A 19,742-nucleotide genomic window follows, 5' to 3' on the forward strand; every position below is an offset into this window, starting at 1 on the left:
AGGTTTCGGAATAAGATGGTAATATAACAACGAATGATGAGCGGAAGAACCGCCTTATCCATGCTTTAGTGGGTAGGGCGGTTTTTGTGTTTTGGTGCAAGAAAAATCTGTAAATTAAGCGCGGTCATGGTACAATAGACCTAGTCCTTTTGGATCTGGAAATACATAACTTTGAATTCACTTGAAAGGAAGATTTTTGATGAAGCGAGTTGTCCCTTTAGTCGTATCCATGATGTTAATGAGCGCCTGCAGCCCCAATGCCAATACGCTGGTTGCCGCAGAGCAGCCGAAAACCGCTGCGGAGTCAAAAGCAGGTGTGTCTTTAAGCGATATTTCCGGGCATTGGGCGGAATCCGATATTAAGGCTATTGTAGCAGCCGGTTACGTCGACGGTTACCCGGACGGTTCGTTCAAGCCGGACCACACCGTTACGCGGGCGGAATTTATCACCATGACGGCAAAAGCAGCCGGCTTGAAGCCGGTACCGGGTGGCGATAACAAGGAGTGGTATGCTCCTTACGTCGATGCGCTTGTGCAAGCTGGAATCCACCAATACAAGGACTTTTCTTCCGGTGACTGGAATACGCCTATTACCCGGATGGAAATGGCCCGGCTCGCCATCCGTGCATCGGATAAATCGCTGCAGTCGCCTGAGGATAGCACCGATGCGAAGAAGTTTATGTTTTTGGCGACGCAGAAGGGATTGATTACGGGCATGGCCGACGGCCAGCTCGGTAAAGAAGAATCGGCCACAAGGGCGCAGTCCGTGAAGATCATTCAGCGGATTTTAGATGTGAGCCAAGGCAAGAAGCTTGAAGTGGACAAGCGTGCAGCGAGTTATGCGGAAGTGGAATTGACGGGGAGTAACGTGCAGACGATGTGGGGTAGTCATGTGGTTGAGCTTCCGTATAAGATGCCGTTCCGGAATACGAAAGCGACCATAAAGGTGCATCAAATCTTGATCATGGATTTAAACGAAAAAGATGGCGCCTTTCGCTCAATGTTTGACGGTAAACTAGAGAAAGTTAACGGTAAGCCGATCGATGATGAATACTTGATTGCATTGAAAGTGGACATTACAAATGAAACAGGATCTCCTCTTAATTACGGATTATTTGGACAGATGGCTCCAAATTTAGGTACAGAAGTGGTTGTCATGGACATCGATAAAGTTGACAGAAGATTCCTGCTTCCTCGAATCAGTACGAAGACTAATCATTCAGAAGGATGGTATCTTTTCGCAATTCCTAAAGAAGAAGTACATTCACAAAAAGAACGAATCGGGTATACGAATATTAGACTAAATGAAAATAACGGAACTGGATTTAATCTTGGAAGAAAAGAATAGTAGTAGGGGAGAGGGGCTGCTTTGTTCACAAAGAAACAATGGAAGAAACTCATTACAGCAGCCGTTATCTTCTTTGTTGGTTTATCCGTATTCATGTTTTTACGACCTGACTATATTATGGCCGCAATCAATTTTAAGACGTTTGAGCCAACGTCAATCTTAACAAATTATAGTGTACCACTAAATTCGGGTACTCAAATTATTGAGCGGGTTGATGTATATATGAGAGATGCCAATGGCACGGAAAGAAAGATAGAGGCAAATACTTTCGAAGTGTCTAATGATCAAATCGTGTTCAAAAATTTAAAGGGAGGAGTCCCCGTTAAACTATATGCTAAACAATATACGAATCCGGGTCACATTATTTGGCGTGATCCAAGCGGGCAATATTGGGACACGGAAGGGGAGCGGACAAAGCACTATCAATTTCCGGGAAGTTGCAGTGGTTCACCGGATCCGATTCCTTCTCCTTGTCCTGGGCTGTTTCCGAGCGATGCAACAATCTATCCACCGGATGGAAAGACTTTCCCAGGACAGTATGTTCTTTTTGACGAACCGGACTTGAGAAAATGGGACGGTTCCGCTGTAACAACAGCTTATAAAATTGCTCCGCCAGATGAGTTTTATTTTAATGTGAATATAGAGGGAGAACCCGTATCTCCAGAACTAATTGACCCTAAAAGTATTACGATTACTAAGGCAGTGGCAAGATCCGAAGAGTTCAAGATCGAAGATATCGGTAAAAAAATAGATGGCTTTGGATACATGAAAATTTCAAAGCCCTTTACTTCATCTTACAATAAACTTGATCGAGACTATATTCTCTGGCCAGAAGATGAAAGTGATCAGAATTATTGGAAGCATCAGCAAGGCCGAAATTATAAAATGGACGCGGACACGTTCTGGAACGCAACAACATACAAATTCGAAGGGCGCATAGAAGTGTTCTACAAAGCGCCGACCTTTCCCGACCTGATCCCTATCGATCTCAAATCGAACGGGCCGGTCAAAATCGGCGAACCGACGACGTTCACCTACACGTTCCGTAATGTGGGAGAGCCGATCAAGAACAAAACCTTCTCGATCCTGATCCAGAACCGTTCCAACGGCAAAACGATTCACAAGGCATCTTTTGCTAACGCCGAGCAAAACGTGGATATAACCGGAACGTTTCAATATACGGTGACGGACCCAGGGAAGCTATTGACCGGATTTTATGTCGATTCGGACAATACGATCGATGAAGGTACGACAGGCGGGGAAGACAACAACTATAAGCCGTTTGATTTTCCGGTCGATATCGGCATCGACGGCGATTTTCGAATAAGGCCCGGACCGACGATCAAAATTCGGGATAATTTCGAGCTGGAGCCTGTTGATTTTAAAATCCCGAAAGGCTGCACCTATTTCGGTCATCAATATCGGTTCAACTATAACGGCCAGACATGGTCGACGAATCGGGTGAAAGGGCAATCGCAGAACAGTTCATTCCCCTATCCGAACGGGAGACCGTTTTATTTTGGAGAAGGCAGCAACTACATAAGTCTGAAAATTCAAACTTCTTGTGGTGAAACGGACTGGATTAAGGAAAAACCGTTAACGGTTCTCCCCGATCCGAACAATAAACCGCCCTATTTTCAGGCTGGCTGGTTTTACGATCAAGACCGGAACGGGATCTATCCGCCGAAATATTTTTTGGTGGGCGACATGGTGAATGTCCGCGTTATTCATAACCAGTACACAGACCCGAAGTCGCCTTCAGACCCGGACAACGATCCAATCCAATGGAAATGGGATTTCGATTCCGGTACGCACCCTTGGATTCAAAAAATAGCGAAGCAGTTGCACGAAGATTGGGGCAAGACGCTCGACGCCGAAGGCTATTATCATATCAAAGCGGATACGCCCGGAACCTTCTCCGTGAAGGCTACGGCGGATGACGGGCGCGGCGGGACGCGAACGGAAAACGTGTCCTTGACCGTGATGGAACCGAATCCGATCCCGATCTGCACCGCGCCCGCGGAAATCAAGGAAAATCGTCCCGTCCCTCCCGGAGCGATCCATGCGGATAAAAGCTGGAGCCCGGCGAGACGATCCATCGACCACTCAAAGGACTTGTGGGTCAACAAGCTCGATAAGTACTATAACGGCACCTTGCAGGACGTTACAGCGACCGTCACACTGGCAAAAGTCGTGGACAGCTCGGGCATGGCATCGACCGGCTACAGCACGTGCAACATTACCGTGCACCCGGACTTGCCTCCCATCGGCAAAATCGTTGTACCGCCGCTCGGTATCCGGAATCAGCCGGTTACCATCCGGAATCAATCGTACTCGCCGGACGGCGATCAGATCGTTTCTGTCAAATGGCGGTTCAAATACGACGCGGCAAACAACGGTTTTCAGGACGATCCTTGGCTGGATATCCTTGGGACAGACAGCAGAGTTGTCTCCTTCGATAACAACACGCTTGTATTTAAAACCGACATGGTCGGTAAATATCTGTTCGATGTTCAAGTGACGGAGGACTACGGGAAAAGCGCTCTGGCATCCGATACGCAACCGGATGCGCCGCGTACGATGGATATCGTCAACAATGCGCCGCACGTTTCCTTTGCCATCGAAGGACAGAACGATCAGCCGGGAATGAATCCGCCTATTATGTTTAACGCCAATACAATCGTAAACTCGTGGGCTCTGTTCGATACGAACACGAATAACCGGATCAATAACTATGTTTACCGGTGGGCTGCCGAGGGCAACGCCGTCCTGCGGGCGGGCTTGGGAAGAGAAATGGAGCGTCAGGAAAGCATCATCAAGCGAGATAGTCCGCCTCAAGGGCCTACCAACGTCTTCGGAACGTTCCTATGGCCGGACCTCGGGTTCGGCGCAAACTTTGTCAGCTCGTATAAAGGTACGGTTTATCAGTGGGTGAACGGCAGATCCACGCTGAACAGTACCCCCATCTTAGTCCCATCAACGATCTGGGATCCGGATGCGAGGACGTTTGTACCCGGATATGCTCCGGCGAAGTTCAATTCGCTCGTACGTACAAACAAAACGTATCTTTATTTTGACGAGGGCTCAAAGCTGTATGCCTTTAATAAAAAGAAGCTGCCGCAGTACAGTAGAAAATGGAACAATGCAGCTAACAACCTGTTTCATTTATGGGATCGAGACCCATATGATTTTATCCTCGCGCCGGACAAGTATACTGTCGCCGTTCCGTTCCGTGATTCTCCGAATGGGCCGACCTATATGAAAGAGGTATACTTGCCGAGTGAGTACCAAGGTTCTGTGAAGTACGAGGTCGCAGGCGGAATCATCTACAAGGTTTCGAACATCAGAATGTATGATTATTTCACCACTTGCCGTAACGACGATGGTTCGAACAGCTGGACGTGCGGCGTCGGCAAGGCCAACAACTCCTTTATGATCGAGGCATACGATGCGTATACCGGTAAGCTGATTTCGAGCAATAAAGACAATCCGCTCAAGAGTGGCTGGGAAGTGCTCGGGATTTCGGTTGACGAAAAGGAGTATACAGGGCGGAAGACGTTCTCGCTGATGACCAAAGGCGAAAGCTTGGTCATCGTATATCAAAAAGGCTTTGATCAACCGCGCGAGATTGGATTTATCGAGATTAATCCACAGCTCCAGGAAGTCAGAAGAGGCGGACAATCGTTCCCGGACAGCACCATTAAATATCAAAGAAAATATTATAATACGATGCTGGGGCGCCCGGTTCCTGAGCAGTATGTCGAAAACTATCAATGCAGATACAGCGATCTAAACGGCTTATGGAAAGGGCCGGACGGGGAGTTTTATACCTACATCAAACGCTCCTGCGACCGGGACGACGGATACATTAAAATCGACAGAAGATATAACGAGGACGCCCCGATCGGCGTTTATCTGCTGCGCATCAATAACGACTTGAGCATGGGATGGACCGCCAGATTGGCAGGTATGGACTGGTTCTACCCTTCCAACACGTCAATGGGTGGAGAAATGCTTTACAACAATTTTACGGCGCTCGTTGTAAATCCATATAACCGGACCTTGCTGACCCGCAGTTACACGAATATGGATCTTATGAACGGTCGTGGTGACCACCATAGCTTCGGACAATACGTGAATATGGACACCGGCGCGGTATCGGACGGACCTGTTCCATACAACTATCCGTACACAGTTGGCGTAACCACTGGTGGCGGATTCAATGACGGAGGAGGAGGTTGCTCCTGGGCGACGGATGGAAAGTGCAGCCGTTTCAATGTTCATGAGGGCGAATTATTGAATGAAGCGTCCAATGAACAAGAGCGGGGAGACAACTACTTAGGCGGATTTTATGTAGGGGACGGCCTGTTTTTGGGGATGTACAATACGGTAAAAAGACAAACGGGCAACGGCTATTACTTCACGGAAACCGATAAGTACATGTATCTCGAAAGCGGTCCTTTGGATCAAGATCCGGTACTACGGAAAGGGTTTGTTCTCGGTCAGTTCGTTTCGCCGGACAGCTATCGTGATACAGACGTTACGTTCCGAATGAAAATGACAAGTCCGAACGAGGATACGAGCTTAAGCGGCTTTTCGTTCCGGATGCTCGACCCGACCAACCGATACAGTCTGGAAACGGACGGCTCCACGCTCTATCTAAGTCGTTACGTTGGCGGCAGCCGAACCGTGCTGCGCAGCCAGACGTGGCCGTTCGATAACATGGACAATTTGTTCAAGATCAGCTTATCGGGCGATACAATTCAAGTATTCATGAATGGCGTACCGGTGTTTGATGTGCAGGATACCACATTCACGGATGGAAAAATGGGACCTTTCACGGACAAGTCGTTTGTCACATTCACGGCCATTTCCGTTAAGCAGAATCAGGATCACCGGGATTGGATGTCCGACTACGCCATATGGGAGAACGGTTCGGCTTCGGCCAACGTGCGGTATAAAAGCATTTTGTTCGAAGATCCGGAAAACGATCCGATGGCCGGCAACTTCCGCTGGGGGGTCACGCATACGCCGAAGTTCTTAAACAATCAGGGACTGTCCGCGCTGAACGGGAAGACGTTCGACGCTCCGCAGCAAACCTTTGATGCAGTTGGGGTATACATGCTCACGCTAAGGGCGCAGGACGATCCGAATCGGAACTATTTATGGGCAAGCATGGTCTTCGATCAGTATCGCAAATGGTCCAATACGTTCCAGAAAAAATTGACCGTTCACCGCAGACCAGTTGCGCAGTTCACGCTCTCGGAAAACGGAGACGGCACGGTCACCTGGAATGATACGTCCTACGATCCGGACCGTTTCGATCCGAATCGGGCGGCATGGGACCCGGCACGCTGCAGCGCACCCGATGTGACGGGCTACGATTATTGCAGCATGCGCGGGATCGTTTCCCGGGAGTACGGCTATGTCGACCCCGACGGTAATTTTGTCGCTGAAAAGCTGACGAGGCCGAAAAAGCCAGGACTTTATACCGCGTATTTACAGGTCATTGACGAGTACGGGGCAAAGTCTTACCCCGCGACCGCTTCGATCCAGCTCAAAGGCAACGTCCCTGTAATTCCAAAACCGACGGTACAGCTAACGTATCCGACCGGGACGCGAGACAATCCGACATTGGAACACGGAACGAGACCGCCGATCCATTGGAGGCAGGATGACCCGGCGGGCCATTCGTTTACGGGGTACGAGGTTCAAATTATAGACTCGCACGGAAGTCTCGTCATCAGCAGCGGGGAAACAAGCCAGAATGCGCCGCCGCATAGTTCGGCTTCGTGGCAAGTGACGACGGATTTGATCCGCGGCGAGCTGTATCAAGTACGGGTGCGCGCGCAAAATCCGTACTATTGGACGGATTGGTCCAATATCGGATGGATGGTCATCAATTCGGCGCCCAGAGTTGTCATTACGAATCCGAACGGACCTGACGCCTATAACCCGACGCTTATTCTGGATAACAAACGACCGGCGATTGCTTGGGCTCAATCGGACGGCCAGAAGAACTACTATGCGAAAATGTACATCGAAATTTTGAACGAGACCGGCGGCATGGTCTACAACACCGGATGGAATGCGTATCAGAATACCACGGCAACAACGAACAGCTTCCAAGTGCCGACAGACCTGCCGACAGGCGTTCCTTTGCAAGTACGGATGAAAGTCACCGACGACGATCCGAACCTATGGTCCGAATGGAGCAACACCGTATGGTTCTACATCAACATGACGCCGACTGTGACGATGAATGTTCCTTCCGGAACGCAGGCGAATCCGACGCCGATGAGCCCGACGCCGACCGTTTCGTTCACGCAAAGCGATCCGGATCCGAATACGACGTTCACGAAATATCAAGTCCAATTCATCAACGAAGCGGGAAATACCGTGCTCTATGATACGGGAGAACAAGGGCAGCATCTTCAAGGGCAAGTGTCCGTACAAAACGCCTCCGTTCCTAAGGATCATCCGCTGCCGGCAGGAGCGAAAGTTCAGGTTCGAGCGCGCGCTTTTGACGGATTCGTATGGTCGGCATGGTCTGCGCCAACTTGGCTGCTGACTAACCGCCCTCCGACGGGAAACATTACGTTTGTTACGCCGATTTACGAGCACGACACGCCCGTGTTCACCGTTTCGGTCTCCGATCCGGACGGCGATGCGATCGACGTCACGGTAGAAAGCAGCTTGAACGGCGGCGCGTTCGGAATCATTCAGCAATGGAGCGGCGTTCCGTCCGGCCAAAGCAAAGCGTTCACCTACGGGCCACTGCCTCAAGGAATTTACACCTTGCGGCTATCCCTCAGCGACGGCAAGGGCGGAACGTTTAACCAGACCTATTCGTTCGTCGTACTGCCTTTGTCGATTAAAGGCTATGTCACGCATACGCCGGAGTGGGAAAGCTACCGGCTGTTGTGGAACGAGAAGCACCCGGGCGCTCCTCGGGCGGCCGACGTCTTTTGGGCCGGGGAGGCGTTCGAGCTGTCAGCGACGGTGACCGATACCGGCACCAGCGCAACCAAGCCGCAGTCGGTCGATGCGACGCTTCTGGAAACCGGCGAGCAAGTCAAACTTGACTCCTCCGACCGCATTCGATTCAGCGGGCAACTGGTCAATCCCGATCATGCCCAATCGCTGCGCAGCGGCCAAACCTACACCTTCCGGTTCCGCGTACATTGGAGCAACGGATTGGTTCAGACCGACGATGTGCCGGTCAAAATTCAAGGCAGCATGTATGATGTGATCGTCAATCAGATCCGGCATTAATAGTACGGGAGTTCTTCCGCTTGTCTCTAAAAATAAGCGTCAGTGCGAGAATTAGCGGCACGTTATCCCGCCCGGTTTGACGATACGAATCTAAACATTTACAATTTAAGGTAGGCATGTCAACCAGTCTGCTGGAGACCCCCGACAGGGGGTCTTTCCTATTCACTACATTCCATAACGATTCCATTCGGAGGTGCAACTATTCATGAACGCCGTAATTGATTTGCTCCAAAGCCACCGCTCCATCCGCAAATTCAAGGACGTTCCGCTGCAGCCGGAGCACATCGACGCCATCGTCGCTTCCGCTCAAATGGCCTCGACTTCAAGCAACGTCCAAGCCTACAGCATCATTGCCGTGACCGATCCGGAGAAAAAGCAGGAGCTGGCCCGGCTCGCCGGAAATCAAGCCTATGTCGAGCATTCCGGTCTGTTCCTTGTATTCTGCGCAGATTTGTACCGGCTCCGCGAAGCAACCGAGCTGAACGGCGAATCGTTCCATCAAAATACGGAAAGCTTCATCGTCGCCACCGTCGATGCAACGCTTGCTGCGCAAAATGCCGCCGTGGCCGCCGAATCACTCGGATTCGGGATCGTGTACATTGGCGGAATCCGCAACGCGCCAGAGGACGTCAGCCGGTTGCTCCAGCTGCCCGAGCTCGTCTATCCGGTGTTCGGCATGTGTATCGGCGTGCCCGATCAAGAGCCTTCGGCTCGCCCGCGGCTGCCGAAGCAGGCCGTTCTGCACTATAACGGCTATCAAGCGGACGATGTACGGCAGCAGATCGAAACATACGACGAAACGATACAGGAATATTACCGGACGAGAACCGGAGGCAAAACGGTGACCACATGGTCCAGAGGGATAGCGGACAAATTCCGGCAGCCGGTGCGTGCGCATATACGAAGCTTCTTGGAAGCCCGGGGCTTTAAGCTGGAATAGGTTATTGCGGCTTTCGCCGATCCACATATTTTAGCGCTTCACGGATACTAAGCGGCGATAGCGCGGTTTCGGCGACGAACCTGCGGACCGCCGCTTCGTCGGTCTTGGAATACTCCCGGAGCGCCCAGCCGATCGCCTTTCGGATGAAAAACTCCTTCGAGTCCGCGCATTGCCGGATCAGATCAAAAAGTAAAGCCGCATCCGTTCGCTTCTTGTAGCGAAGCTGGAACAATAGAGCCGTCCGCTGCAGCCACATCGAATCCGAAGCCATCCATCTCTGCGTACGGACCGGAATCAGCTCAGGAAACCGGGCGAACAATTCTCCTACCGCATGTCCCGCCAATTCATCCACCGTATCCCACCACGATTTGGTCGTAATGAGCTCTTCCAAAAGCTCGATTCGGGAGACATCCGCAGTCTTGCCTCTTTTCCCGAGCAGCGTTAGCGCCGCATACTGGAATTCGCGTTCCGGCTGCGCCCACAATTCCCGGACCGTTTGTTCCAATTCCCCGATTTCCGGTACGCCGTGCTCTTGAAGAAACTGCCGGACAAGCGCTGTACGTTCAGGCGATTTGATCCCCAGAAAAGTGAATTGATCGCGCATATATGCCTGCATCGGACCTGCCAATTCCGGGTTCGCATGGGATCGCAGATGGGCTTGCAAACGTTCGGCATAATCGGAAGTAACGTAAGCCAAGAAAACAACCTCCAGTATCGTTATTTTTCTTCACTTTACAAAAAAGCGGACAGTCAAGCAACCAAGGATGTGGTAAACTCTCACAGCCGGTTATACAATAAAACTAACCTGACTACGGGAGGAAAATCGTTTGGAAACCCAACAGTACGCCAATCACCGCAAATTTGATCCGCTGTTCCATTTCGTGCTTCTTTGGCTGACTTTAATCGTTCTCGTCGGTGCAGTAGTTTATGCCGTCCGTTCCCTGATAGTGGGAGAAGGCGTGTCCGCCGCACTACTCCTGCTCGGGCTGAGCGTCATCGCCGCCATCTTGGTCATGCTGGTGCGGACATATGCGCTCAAAGCTCAAGACCGGGCCATCCGGGCGGAAGAGCTGCTCCGGCACTTTATCCTGACCGGCAAGCCCATGGATCCCCGATTATCGCTGAGGCAAATCATCGCTTTGCGATTCGCCGGCGATCAGGAATACCCGGAGCTGTGCCGCAAAGCGGCAGAAGAAAACATGCGGCCCGAGGACATTAAGAAAGCGATCCGGACTTGGCGGGCGGATCATCACCGGCTGTAATATCCTTGCTGTGAACCTGCCGCTGTATACACCATACGCTATATGCGCCTAATAGAGGAACTGTAATGAGCTATAGGCTTCACCCGACGTCTTAGGCAATCAATAAAGGAACTGCGATGTGCTATTACTCCTTTTCGGGGCACTATGAACTATTTTCGACACCAATAACGAACGCATGTTCCTCTAAATTTGTCCAGAGGCCACGAGCCCCTCGATTAGCGCATCGGAGTTCCTCTATTCGCTCCTCAAACCAATGGGGCCGATGATCCGCCGCCATCCAGCGTCACAACGCCGCAACGCCTGCCGGGAAACACTTTTCGGAGAAAATCGCCGTCTTTGGGATCAGTCCGCGCGGCCTTCGGGCCCGCTTCTTCATCCGTGGATACGAATAGGAAAACCTCCTGCGGATTAACCGCTATCATGCGGCTCCGTGTCGTGTACCCCGAGGAGCGCAGCAGATAAAGACCGGAGCATCACACTTAAAAAGAAAACACGCCAAATGACATAGGACTCGCCCCCATTCCCCGAAGGAGACCGTAAATTTTCTGTTTATAACGATCGACCAGAAAGCAAAATTCTTGCTTGCTTCCCGCCACAATCCGATGAATAAGCTCTCGTTCCGACTCCTGCCGGATATCGCGTTCCTCCACAACTCGGTCCTCCTAGCGTTCTATACTGTATAGACGACGAATCGGAATCCGATCTCTCACCTTAGGGAATATTTTTACAGGAAGCGGATGGGAGAAAAATTAGAAACTTTTCGTTTCCGTACGTCGTCTATGTAATAAGACCGCTAAAATGCGTGTGTGCATTTAAGTACAGAAAGGATTTGGCTCTATTGAACTCTCGTCGTACGACCGCCGCAGCGCTGCTGCTGGCTGCAATCATGCTCATATCCACCGCATGCGGAGACGCCGGCAGCAAAACGCAAGCCGACACCGCAGCCGGAACCTCAGCGCCTCCCGCCTCATCGAATACCGGCTCGACCGGCACTACCGCAGATGCATCCAAGTCGAAACCGTCCGACACGCCTTCCGCTTCGACGACCGGGCAGAATCAAGCTTCCGGTACCTCGGGGGTAAAGCAAACGGCTCAAACGGATACCAAATCCGGCGCGAAGCAAAACGCCTCCTCATCGGGAAAAACAGGAGATGTTCAGGTTGTCGCGAACCCGGCGGACATTGCGGTTCTTGTCAACAAAACGAACAAGCTGCCGGATAGCTACAAGCCGCAGGACTTGGTTGACCCGAATGTTCCTTTTACGTTCAAAGAAAAGCTTGAAAAGCGCAAAATGCGCAAGGAAGCAGCCGCAGCGCTTGAAAAGCTGTTTGAAGGAGCCAAAAAGGATAACCTGCCGCTGGCCGGCGTCTCCGCTTACCGCTCCCATGAAACGCAAAAAACGGTGTATAACCGATACGTGCAAAAAGACGGCGAAGCCGCGGCGAACAAATACAGCGCCAAGCCGGGACACAGCGAGCATGAGACGGGACTGGCCATCGACGTGGCCGGCAGCTCGGGCAAATGCGCAGCGGAGGATTGCTTCGGCGCGACCAAGGAAGCAAAATGGCTTGCCGAGCACGCGGCCGACTACGGGTTTATCATCCGGTATCCGGAGGGCAAAGAAAGCATCACCGGCTATCAATATGAGCCTTGGCACCTCCGTTATGTCGGCGTAGACACCGCCAAAGCGATCGTCAAGCAAGGCGTGACGCTGGAAGAGTACGTTAAAAACGCCGTACCTGTAACGAAGCCAAAATCCTGACCTTCTTCGCAAAACGCAACAAACGCCTGATTCTTTTTCCGCAAAGGATGAAGAATCAGGCGTTTTGTTTTTTTCTCTGTGCGTCCTGTACTACGGTTTATACACTTCGATGGAGTATAAGCTTTCCTCTCCCTCGGTTTTCACCTTGGCGCCCAATTGCTCGGCCACGAACCGAACCGGAACATAGAGTGCATCTTTTTTCAGCACGGTGGGAGCGCCAATGCTTTTGTCGGTTCCATTCACCCGGGCCGTCGCGCTGCCCGCTTGCAGTACGATCTCCGTCTGGGAGCCCGCGATGGTCATCGTTTTTGTTCCCGCATCCCATGTCACCTTATAGCCAAGCCCTTCCCCGAGCTCTTTCCCTTGCACATAGGCGGTATTATTACCCGAAATATAAGCGGCATTATAATTGTAGGCCGGATAAGCCTCCGTCCCCTCTGCCTCTGCCGCCGGTACGCCGTCCAAGTCGGATTCAGACCAAATATAGAAGTACAAATACTTCTCCGTGATCCGAAGCTGTTCCTTCAGCAGCTTATAGAACGCCGAATCCGGCTTCACAACCTGTCTCAAGTTGTCCTCATTCGATAAATCCTCGTACAGGATCGCATCCTTCGCGGAGATGATGTCCGGCTTCACATCTCCATTGATGTTCCACCGATCCATCCGGACGGTAAGCTTGCCGCCGCGGATTCCGTCTTCCGTTCCCGGGGGACTTTGCATGGCGATTTCGGCGTTCCACTGGCGGATCTGTTTACTCTCGTCTACGAATGCATCCACTTTAAGCTTGGATTGGCTCAGCAACTCCTGCTCCCAAGCACCGCCCGTTTCGGAGGTCAAATAAAGCGCAATCGCTTTCGCCCCCGTATAGACCGCTTCCGTACCGAGCTGCCGGTCTTGGAACAGCTCCTCCGCGAAGCCAAGTTCTTTTAGCTCCGGATGGAACTTATCGTAGATGACGACAGCCAGCTCACGCAAGCCTTGGTCGTCCAAAGCCACGTTTTTGAACATGGACCGGAATAACGAGGCAAATTGCTCTCCCGATACATCAAACCGGAGCTGATGTCCGTTTACCGTCTGCCCTTGAATCGTTTCCGTCTTTTTGTCTACGGCAAGGGAGGCGGCGTTTGGAAGATTTTTGGCAATGAGACCTATCGCTTTGTTGGTCACCTCTTGTTGATCTGCCAAGCGAAATTCCTTCATAATCCTTTTCAGCCTATAGAACCAATAATCGTCGTACATCGTTAGCTCATGAGATAGACCGGTCAGCTCGTTCGTACGCCAATCGGCAATAACAATCGGCTTATTCGCGCCTTCCACGTTTAGCACCGCAACATCCTTATCCAGGGAAACGGCAAACGGAAGGTTCAGCTTAGCAGCAGTGATCGACCCTTTAGCCGACATCGTCTGCTCTTTTCGGTTCACCTTCAAGCTGGACACATTTAATTGAAATCCGTTCCAAAAGGCCACTCGTTCCTTCTCGGATTCGAACAAAGCATTCGTGTCTCCCACATCGTATTGCAGTGTCATCGACAGCGAAGCCTCGTAAGTATCCGTCTTCAATTCGTTTTCGATGGCCTGATTCATATTCAAACCGCCAAGCGGCTGGCAGCCGGCCGTAAAAACAAGAGCTGCGCTCATGACCCATACGCCGATTTTTTTAAACAATGGGCATCTCTCCTTCGCTTGTCTTATGTACTTGACTAAAGATTCGATGAGATGGAACGGATTTCCTCCTTCCGTGATTTCGCAAAAGAAAAAGACGTTCCCGCCTAACGGAAACGTCACATTTGGCCGGTCAGCGTGCCGACCGCATATCCGGTGACGGAGACGACCAACCAGACGATTAAGCCGAGAATCATCGGCCTTACCCCGGTAGCGGTCATTTGCCGGAAGTCGGCGGATAAGCCGACCGCGGTCAGCGCCACCACGATCATAAACTGCGCCGCCACATGAATCCACTGCAAAAGCTGCTCCCCAAAAAGTCCGAGCGTGTACAGCAGCGAAGCGGCGAGAAACCATAAAATAAACCAAGGAAATACCTGCTTGATCGAAAACGATCCCGCCTCAGAGGCAGCCGCAGCTTCCCGCTTCTTGCTCCAACCGACGACGACCGCCATAATGATCGCAATCGGTACGATCATCGTGGTGCGCGTCAGTTTAACGATGGTGGCGTAATCCCCGGCGGCGGTGCTGAACGCATACCCTGCGGCGACGACGGAAGAAGTGTCGTTCACCGCGGTGCCCGCCCATAGACCGAAGCCCGCATCGGATAAGCCGAGCGCATGCCCAAGCGCCGGAAAAACAAGGACCGCGACAATGTTGAACAAGAAGATCGTCGAGATCGAATACGCGATCTCCGCTTCCTCCGCTTCGATGACCGGCGAGATGGCTGCGATCGCCGAACCGCCACAAATGCCGGTGCCCGCGCCGATCAACGTCGCCATGCGCGGCGGAATGCGAAGCAGCCGCCCGAATCCGTAGGCCGCGGCGAACGAAAGCAGCAGCGTGACGATCATGACCGCGAACGTCTCCGTGCCGGTCTTCCATACTTCCGACAGGCTGAGACGGCAGCCGAGCAAAATAATTGCCCATTGCAGCACTTTTTTGGAGCAAAAACGAATGCCCTGCCATGTATTTTGCGGCTTGCGCCATAGATTGTTCACCAGGATGCCGATCACGATGCCGAAAACCGAGCCGCCGATCAGCGGAAACAGCAGGCCGAGCCCGTAAGACACGGCCGCAATGACTCCCGTGAGCGCGAGACCCGGGCCGAGCGATTTCAAACCGTTCATAGTGCTTCCCCCCGATTCCCATGTACTTCCGACAGGTGTAATCGTAAGAGATTCGGGAGGAAAACACAAATACGAATCCTTGATGCTATGAATAAGCTTTTATTATGATTGACGGGATGGCTTCAAATTTTAATCGTGAAGAGGCGATACAGAAGCGCGATGACGGCACCGGTCCAGAAGAGCGCGGGAAAATGCAGCCAAGCGGCCGCTCCGCCGGCGACGACAACGATCAGAAGGGCTATCAAAGAGGGATACAGACGGGAAGCGGCAGCCGTGCCGTCCCAATAAGTCAAAGCGTCCAGCAGCCGGTCTTGCGTCTTCGCCTCGGCTCCGCAGTGAGGGCAGATCGAAGCGTCCAAGGGCTGAACGCCGGAGCAGTGAGGACAACGTGCCGTCATCGGAATCACCCATTCCTTTCGGTTAATTCATAGTTATTTTATCGGATAAATAAAGATATTGCAATCCTCCTTGGGGCCTAACGCAAAAAAAACTTGCCGCCTATGCGACAAGCTTTTTGCGACTTCCTTATTTTTTCGCTAAATACTTCCGAATATCAAAAGCGACGGCGGCTACGATGATCAGCCCTTTAATAATGAGCTGCCAATACGGGCTGACGCCGATGAAGGTCAAGCCGTAGTTGATGACGCCGAAAATGAGGACGCCCGCCAGTACGCCCGGCACGGTTCCGATCCCGCCAGCCGTCGATACGCCGCCGACCACGCACGCGGCAATCGCGTCAAGCTCGTACATGTTGCCGTAGTTGTTCGTCGCGCCGCCCGTACGGGCCGCCTCCAGCACGCCGCCCAAGCCATACAGCGCGCCTGCGATCGCATAAATATAGATCAGGTTGCGCTTGACGTTAATCCCGGAGACGACCGCCGCCTGCATGTTGCCGCCGATGGCGTACATATTTTTGCCGAGCCGCGTCTTGTTGAAAACGACCCAGACGATAAAAGCGACGACAATTGCGATGATAACGATATACGGCAGCGAATATGGCCCGTTCGGACCGATGAAGCCGGTGCCGATGGTTGTAAAGTCCTGGCGCAAGCCGGCAATCGGCTGCGATTCGTTCGGCTTCAAATCGAAGTAGATCGAGTTGGCCCCGTAGACGATGACCATCGTACCCAGCGTTGCGATGAACGGCGGCACGCTCAGCTTGGATACGATCCAGCCGTTAATCAGGCCGACGAGCAGCCCAGCGGCAATCCCGATCAAGATCGGCGCCCAGACCGGCAGATCGGGCATGTCCGGGAAAAACCGGCGCGGGTAATCGGCCGTCTGCAACATGGAAGCGGACAATACCGCCGTCAACCCGACGACACGTCCCGAGGATAAGTCGGTTCCTCCCGTAATCAGTACGAACGCGGCTCCCAGCGCGATAATGGCGCGGGTCGAGTTTTGCAGCAAGATGTCCCTCAAAATATCGACCGACAAAAACCGCGGATCGGACGCCGCAATGCCCGCTACGAGAAGGATCAGAACGATATAAATGGCATATTGCGTAAAAAACTGATTTAGCTTTCCCGTCTTCATAAGCCCGGTTCTCCTCCTTCGCGATGTCCTCTTCTAGTTGGCGGCAAGCCGCATAATTTCTTGTTCCGTCGCCTGCCGTCCGTCCAGAATGCCCGTCAGCCGCCCCTCCGACATGACCATAATGCGGTCCGACATGCCGAGCAGCTCGGGCATTTCCGAGGAAATCATGATGATGCTTTTGCCTTGCTTGGCCAGATCGGCGATGATCGTATAGATCTCGAACTTGGCCCCGACGTCGATGCCCCGGGTAGGCTCGTCAAGCAGCAAAATGTCCGGCTCGGTCAGAAGCCACCGCGCCAGCAGCACCTTCTGCTGGTTGCCGCCCGACAAGTTTTTGATCAGCTCCTTAATCCAAGGCGTCTTGACGCGCAGCTTCTCGACGCTCCCGGCGACTTCCGCCCGCCCCTTCCGCTCATTCAATAGGAAGAACGGATTGATATACCGGTCCAGATTGGCGATCATCGTATTTTCCAGAATCGACAGCACGGGAAAAATCCCCGTCACCCGCCGTTCTTCGGTCAGCAGCGCGATTTTATGCTTTTTGGCGTCGGTCGGCGATTTGATCTTGACCCTACGTCCGCGGAGACTGATCTCGCCGGAGGCGACCGACCGCAGGCCGAACAGCGCTTCGATCAGCTCGGTGCGCTGCGCGCCGACAAGGCCGCCGACTCCCAGAATCTCGCCCTGCCGCAGCTCGAACGATACATCCCTGAACGACTTTGGAAAAGGCGAGGTCAGCTTCTCCACCTTCAGCAGCACGTCGCCGGGCTTGTTGTGCCGCTCCGGGAAACGCTCCTTCAGGTCGCGCCCGACCATACGGGAGATGATGAGATCCGTCGTCAGCTCGGCCGCCTGCCACGTGCCGATCAGCCTGCCGTCCCGCATGATGGTCACGTCGTCGGAAATGCGGAGTATTTCCTCCATCTTGTGGGAAATATAAATAATGGATACGCCGCGCCCGCGCAGCTCGTTAATGATCTTGAACAGTTGCTCCACTTCGTTGCCCGTCAGCGAAGACGTCGGTTCGTCCATCACGATCACTTTGGAGCGGAAGGAGACGGCTTTGGCGATTTCGAGCGATTGAATCTTGGATACGGACATCGAGCCCACCAAAGCGTTCGGATCGATATCCATATCCAAATCCCGAAACAGCGTTAACGTATCCGTACGCATTTTTTTCTCGTCGACGATTTTAAGCGGCCCGATCCCCTTCACCGGAAAACGACCGAGCCAGAGGTTCTCCATTACATTACGGTGCGGCACCGGGTACAGCTCCTGATGAATCATCGAGACGCCCAAGCTCAGCGCATCCTTCGAGTTGTTGATCTCCACCCGCTGGCCGTCCAAGACGATCTCGCCGCCGTCCGGCTTGTAAATTCCGAACAAGCATTTCATCAGCGTAGACTTGCCTGCGCCGTTCTCTCCCATCAAGGCGTGCACCGTGCCCGGGCGCACCTTCAAGGTGACGCCGTCCAGCGCTTTGACGCCGGGAAATTCCTTCGTAACTCCGTTCATTTCAAGCAAATATCGGGTTTCCGTCATGCCAAGGCCCCCTCGCGTAAGGATGCGCGCATACGGCAAAAGGGGCAACGTCCGCAGCCATTGCCCCTTGCCGCTCGGCCGGGTAGCCGATTATTTCGCGTCATTCATGTTTTCTTTGGTGATTTTTTTGTAAGAGATCCAAACGTACTTGCCGTCGGTGATGTCATAGCCGGTGTTTTCTTTGGTCGGCGTCTGGCCTTGCGCGAGCACGTTCGCGATGCTGAACGTCGCTTTCCCCTGGTTCTTCGCATCGTTCAGCACGGTGCCGAGCAGCGTGCCTTCTTCGAGCGCTTTGAGCGCAGGTGCCGTAGCGTCAACGCCGACGACCGGAATGAATTTGTTGTCTTTAAAATAGCCCTTCGCTTTCAAAGCTTCGATCGCGCCAAGCGCCATGTCGTCGTTGTTGGCGAAGACGGCTTCGATTTTGTCGCCGTGGGAAGCGAGGAACGCGGCCATTTTCTCCTGCCCTTTGACGCGGTCCCACATCGCGGTGTCTTCCGCCAGCTTCTCCACCTTGATGCCGGCGTCCTCGACGGCTTTGATCGCGAACTTCGTGCGCAGCTCGGCGTCCTGATGCCCCGGCTCGCCCTTCAGCATGACGTATTGCAGCGCGCCGTCCTTGTTTTTGTCCGCTGCGGGGTTCGCTTTGAAGTAATCGACGATGAGCTGGCCTTCCATCGTACCGGACTGCTCCGCTTTCGCGCCGACGTAGTACACCTTATCCCATTTTTTCATGTCGTCGGCCAGCGGCTCGCGGTTCAGGAACACGACGGGGATGTTCGCGTTTTTCGCCTTGTCGATGATGACGCCCGCTGCCGTACGGTCGACCGGATTGATGGCAAGCGCGTTCACCTTCTTCGTAATGAACAGATCGACTTTATCGTTCTGGGTCGGCTGGGAGTTCTGGCTGTCGACGATGTCCGCCTTGGCTTTACCTTCCGCGGCTTGGGAAATCGCGTTCCGTACGCCCGTCATGAACGTATCGTCAAATTTGTAGATGGCGACGCCGATCGTCGGATTTTTGGCGGCGCCGGCATCGGGCTTGGCGGCTCCTCCGCCTGCATTCGTGTTCGCGCCACCCGCCGGAGCATTGCCGGAACTGGAACAGCCGACAGCAGTGGCAAGCAGGGCTGCCGCGACGATCATGGATACAGCTTTCTTTTTCATAACATCTGACCTCCTGTTTTTTGCGTACGTTACGTTAGGTTAGCTACGTTCCCATTATCTTGGATTTCCGGTAAAAAACCCATTCAAAATTCTCATGTGTTTTATCGAAATCCTCATG

Annotated in this window: 13 protein-coding genes; 5 read left to right on the top strand and 8 right to left on the bottom strand. The window is 52.8% G+C overall.

Annotated elements, in window-relative coordinates:
- Positions 1 to 229 precede the first annotated feature (229 nt).
- The 3 genes from NI000_RS31040 (at position 230) to nfsA (ending at position 9,563) form a co-directional block, all read left to right on the top strand.
- Positions 230 to 1,348 carry an S-layer homology domain-containing protein gene (locus tag NI000_RS31040; RefSeq protein WP_253415223.1) on the top strand — a complete coding sequence of 373 codons (1,119 nt, stop codon included), beginning with the start codon at positions 230 to 232 and terminating at the stop codon, positions 1,346 to 1,348.
- 885 nt (positions 1,349 to 2,233) lie between these two features.
- Complete coding sequence (locus NI000_RS31045; RefSeq protein WP_253415224.1) at positions 2,234 to 8,623, top strand: hypothetical protein; 6,390 nt, start codon at positions 2,234 to 2,236, stop codon at positions 8,621 to 8,623.
- A gap of 205 nt (positions 8,624 to 8,828) precedes the next feature.
- Positions 8,829 to 9,563, top strand: a complete 735-nt coding sequence (gene nfsA, locus NI000_RS31050; protein ID WP_253415225.1) for an oxygen-insensitive NADPH nitroreductase — start codon at positions 8,829 to 8,831, stop codon at positions 9,561 to 9,563.
- 1 nt (position 9,564) lies between these two features.
- Here the strand turns inward: nfsA and NI000_RS31055 are convergent, their stop codons facing one another.
- On the bottom strand, positions 9,565 to 10,260 hold the full coding sequence (locus NI000_RS31055) for a DNA alkylation repair protein (protein ID WP_253415226.1): 696 nt from the start codon (positions 10,258 to 10,260) through the stop codon (positions 9,565 to 9,567).
- Positions 10,261 to 10,390: 130 nt separating this feature from the next.
- Here NI000_RS31055 and NI000_RS31060 point away from each other — a divergent pair, with 130 nt between their 5' ends.
- Positions 10,391 to 10,825, top strand: a complete 435-nt coding sequence (locus NI000_RS31060) for a DUF6526 family protein (RefSeq protein WP_253415227.1) — start codon at positions 10,391 to 10,393, stop codon at positions 10,823 to 10,825.
- Positions 10,826 to 11,304: 479 nt separating this feature from the next.
- Here the strand turns inward: NI000_RS31060 and NI000_RS31065 are convergent, their stop codons facing one another.
- A complete protein-coding gene (locus NI000_RS31065) occupies positions 11,305 to 11,475 on the bottom strand; it encodes a hypothetical protein (RefSeq protein ID WP_253415228.1) in 171 nt (56 codons plus the stop codon).
- A 188-nt stretch (positions 11,476 to 11,663) separates the two neighbouring features.
- On the opposite strand from NI000_RS31065, the gene NI000_RS31070 reads away from it, so the two are divergent.
- Positions 11,664 to 12,587, top strand: a complete 924-nt coding sequence (locus tag NI000_RS31070; RefSeq protein ID WP_253415229.1) for a M15 family metallopeptidase — start codon at positions 11,664 to 11,666, stop codon at positions 12,585 to 12,587.
- Between the two features lie 90 nt (positions 12,588 to 12,677).
- Here NI000_RS31070 and NI000_RS31075 read toward each other — a convergent pair whose 3' ends face one another.
- The 6 genes from NI000_RS31075 to NI000_RS31100 all read right to left on the bottom strand — a co-directional run bounded on the left by NI000_RS31075 (position 12,678) and on the right by NI000_RS31100 (position 19,624).
- Complete coding sequence (locus NI000_RS31075; protein WP_253415230.1) at positions 12,678 to 14,252, bottom strand: copper amine oxidase N-terminal domain-containing protein; 1,575 nt, start codon at positions 14,250 to 14,252, stop codon at positions 12,678 to 12,680.
- Positions 14,253 to 14,368: 116 nt separating this feature from the next.
- A complete protein-coding gene (locus tag NI000_RS31080) occupies positions 14,369 to 15,379 on the bottom strand; it encodes a YeiH family protein (RefSeq protein ID WP_253415231.1) in 1,011 nt (336 codons plus the stop codon).
- A 122-nt stretch (positions 15,380 to 15,501) separates the two neighbouring features.
- The gene (locus NI000_RS31085) at positions 15,502 to 15,777 is read right to left on the bottom strand and encodes a hypothetical protein (RefSeq protein WP_253415232.1); all 276 of its coding nucleotides are present in this window, start codon (positions 15,775 to 15,777) and stop codon (positions 15,502 to 15,504) included.
- 127 nt (positions 15,778 to 15,904) lie between these two features.
- Entirely contained in the window at positions 15,905 to 16,915 is a 1,011-nt protein-coding gene (gene mglC / locus NI000_RS31090; RefSeq protein WP_253415233.1) for a galactose/methyl galactoside ABC transporter permease MglC, read from the bottom strand.
- A gap of 33 nt (positions 16,916 to 16,948) precedes the next feature.
- The gene (locus NI000_RS31095; RefSeq protein ID WP_253415234.1) at positions 16,949 to 18,457 is read right to left on the bottom strand and encodes a sugar ABC transporter ATP-binding protein; all 1,509 of its coding nucleotides are present in this window, start codon (positions 18,455 to 18,457) and stop codon (positions 16,949 to 16,951) included.
- 90 nt (positions 18,458 to 18,547) lie between these two features.
- Positions 18,548 to 19,624, bottom strand: a complete 1,077-nt coding sequence (locus NI000_RS31100) for a galactose ABC transporter substrate-binding protein (RefSeq protein ID WP_253415235.1) — start codon at positions 19,622 to 19,624, stop codon at positions 18,548 to 18,550.
- Positions 19,625 to 19,742 lie beyond the last annotated feature (118 nt).

It is taken from the genome of Paenibacillus tyrphae, assembly GCF_024158745.1.
Classification (GTDB): domain Bacteria; phylum Bacillota; class Bacilli; order Paenibacillales; family NBRC-103111; genus Paenibacillus_G; species Paenibacillus_G tyrfis_A.

What these genes read in the sequence shown, in the direction of transcription:
- NI000_RS31040 (WP_253415223.1), top strand. Translation starts at nt 230, where the DNA reads ATGATGTTAATGAGCGCCTGCAGCCCCAATGCCAATACGCTGGTTGCC.
- NI000_RS31045 (WP_253415224.1), top strand. Translation starts at nt 2,234, where the DNA reads ATGGACGCGGACACGTTCTGGAACGCAACAACATACAAATTCGAAGGG.
- nfsA (WP_253415225.1), top strand. Translation starts at nt 8,829, where the DNA reads ATGAACGCCGTAATTGATTTGCTCCAAAGCCACCGCTCCATCCGCAAA.
- NI000_RS31080 (WP_253415231.1), bottom strand. Translation starts at nt 15,379, where the DNA reads ATGAACGGTTTGAAATCGCTCGGCCCGGGTCTCGCGCTCACGGGAGTC.
- NI000_RS31085 (WP_253415232.1), bottom strand. Translation starts at nt 15,777, where the DNA reads ATGACGGCACGTTGTCCTCACTGCTCCGGCGTTCAGCCCTTGGACGCT.
- mglC (WP_253415233.1), bottom strand. Translation starts at nt 16,915, where the DNA reads ATGAAGACGGGAAAGCTAAATCAGTTTTTTACGCAATATGCCATTTAT.
- NI000_RS31095 (WP_253415234.1), bottom strand. Translation starts at nt 18,457, where the DNA reads ATGACGGAAACCCGATATTTGCTTGAAATGAACGGAGTTACGAAGGAA.
- NI000_RS31100 (WP_253415235.1), bottom strand. Translation starts at nt 19,624, where the DNA reads ATGAAAAAGAAAGCTGTATCCATGATCGTCGCGGCAGCCCTGCTTGCC.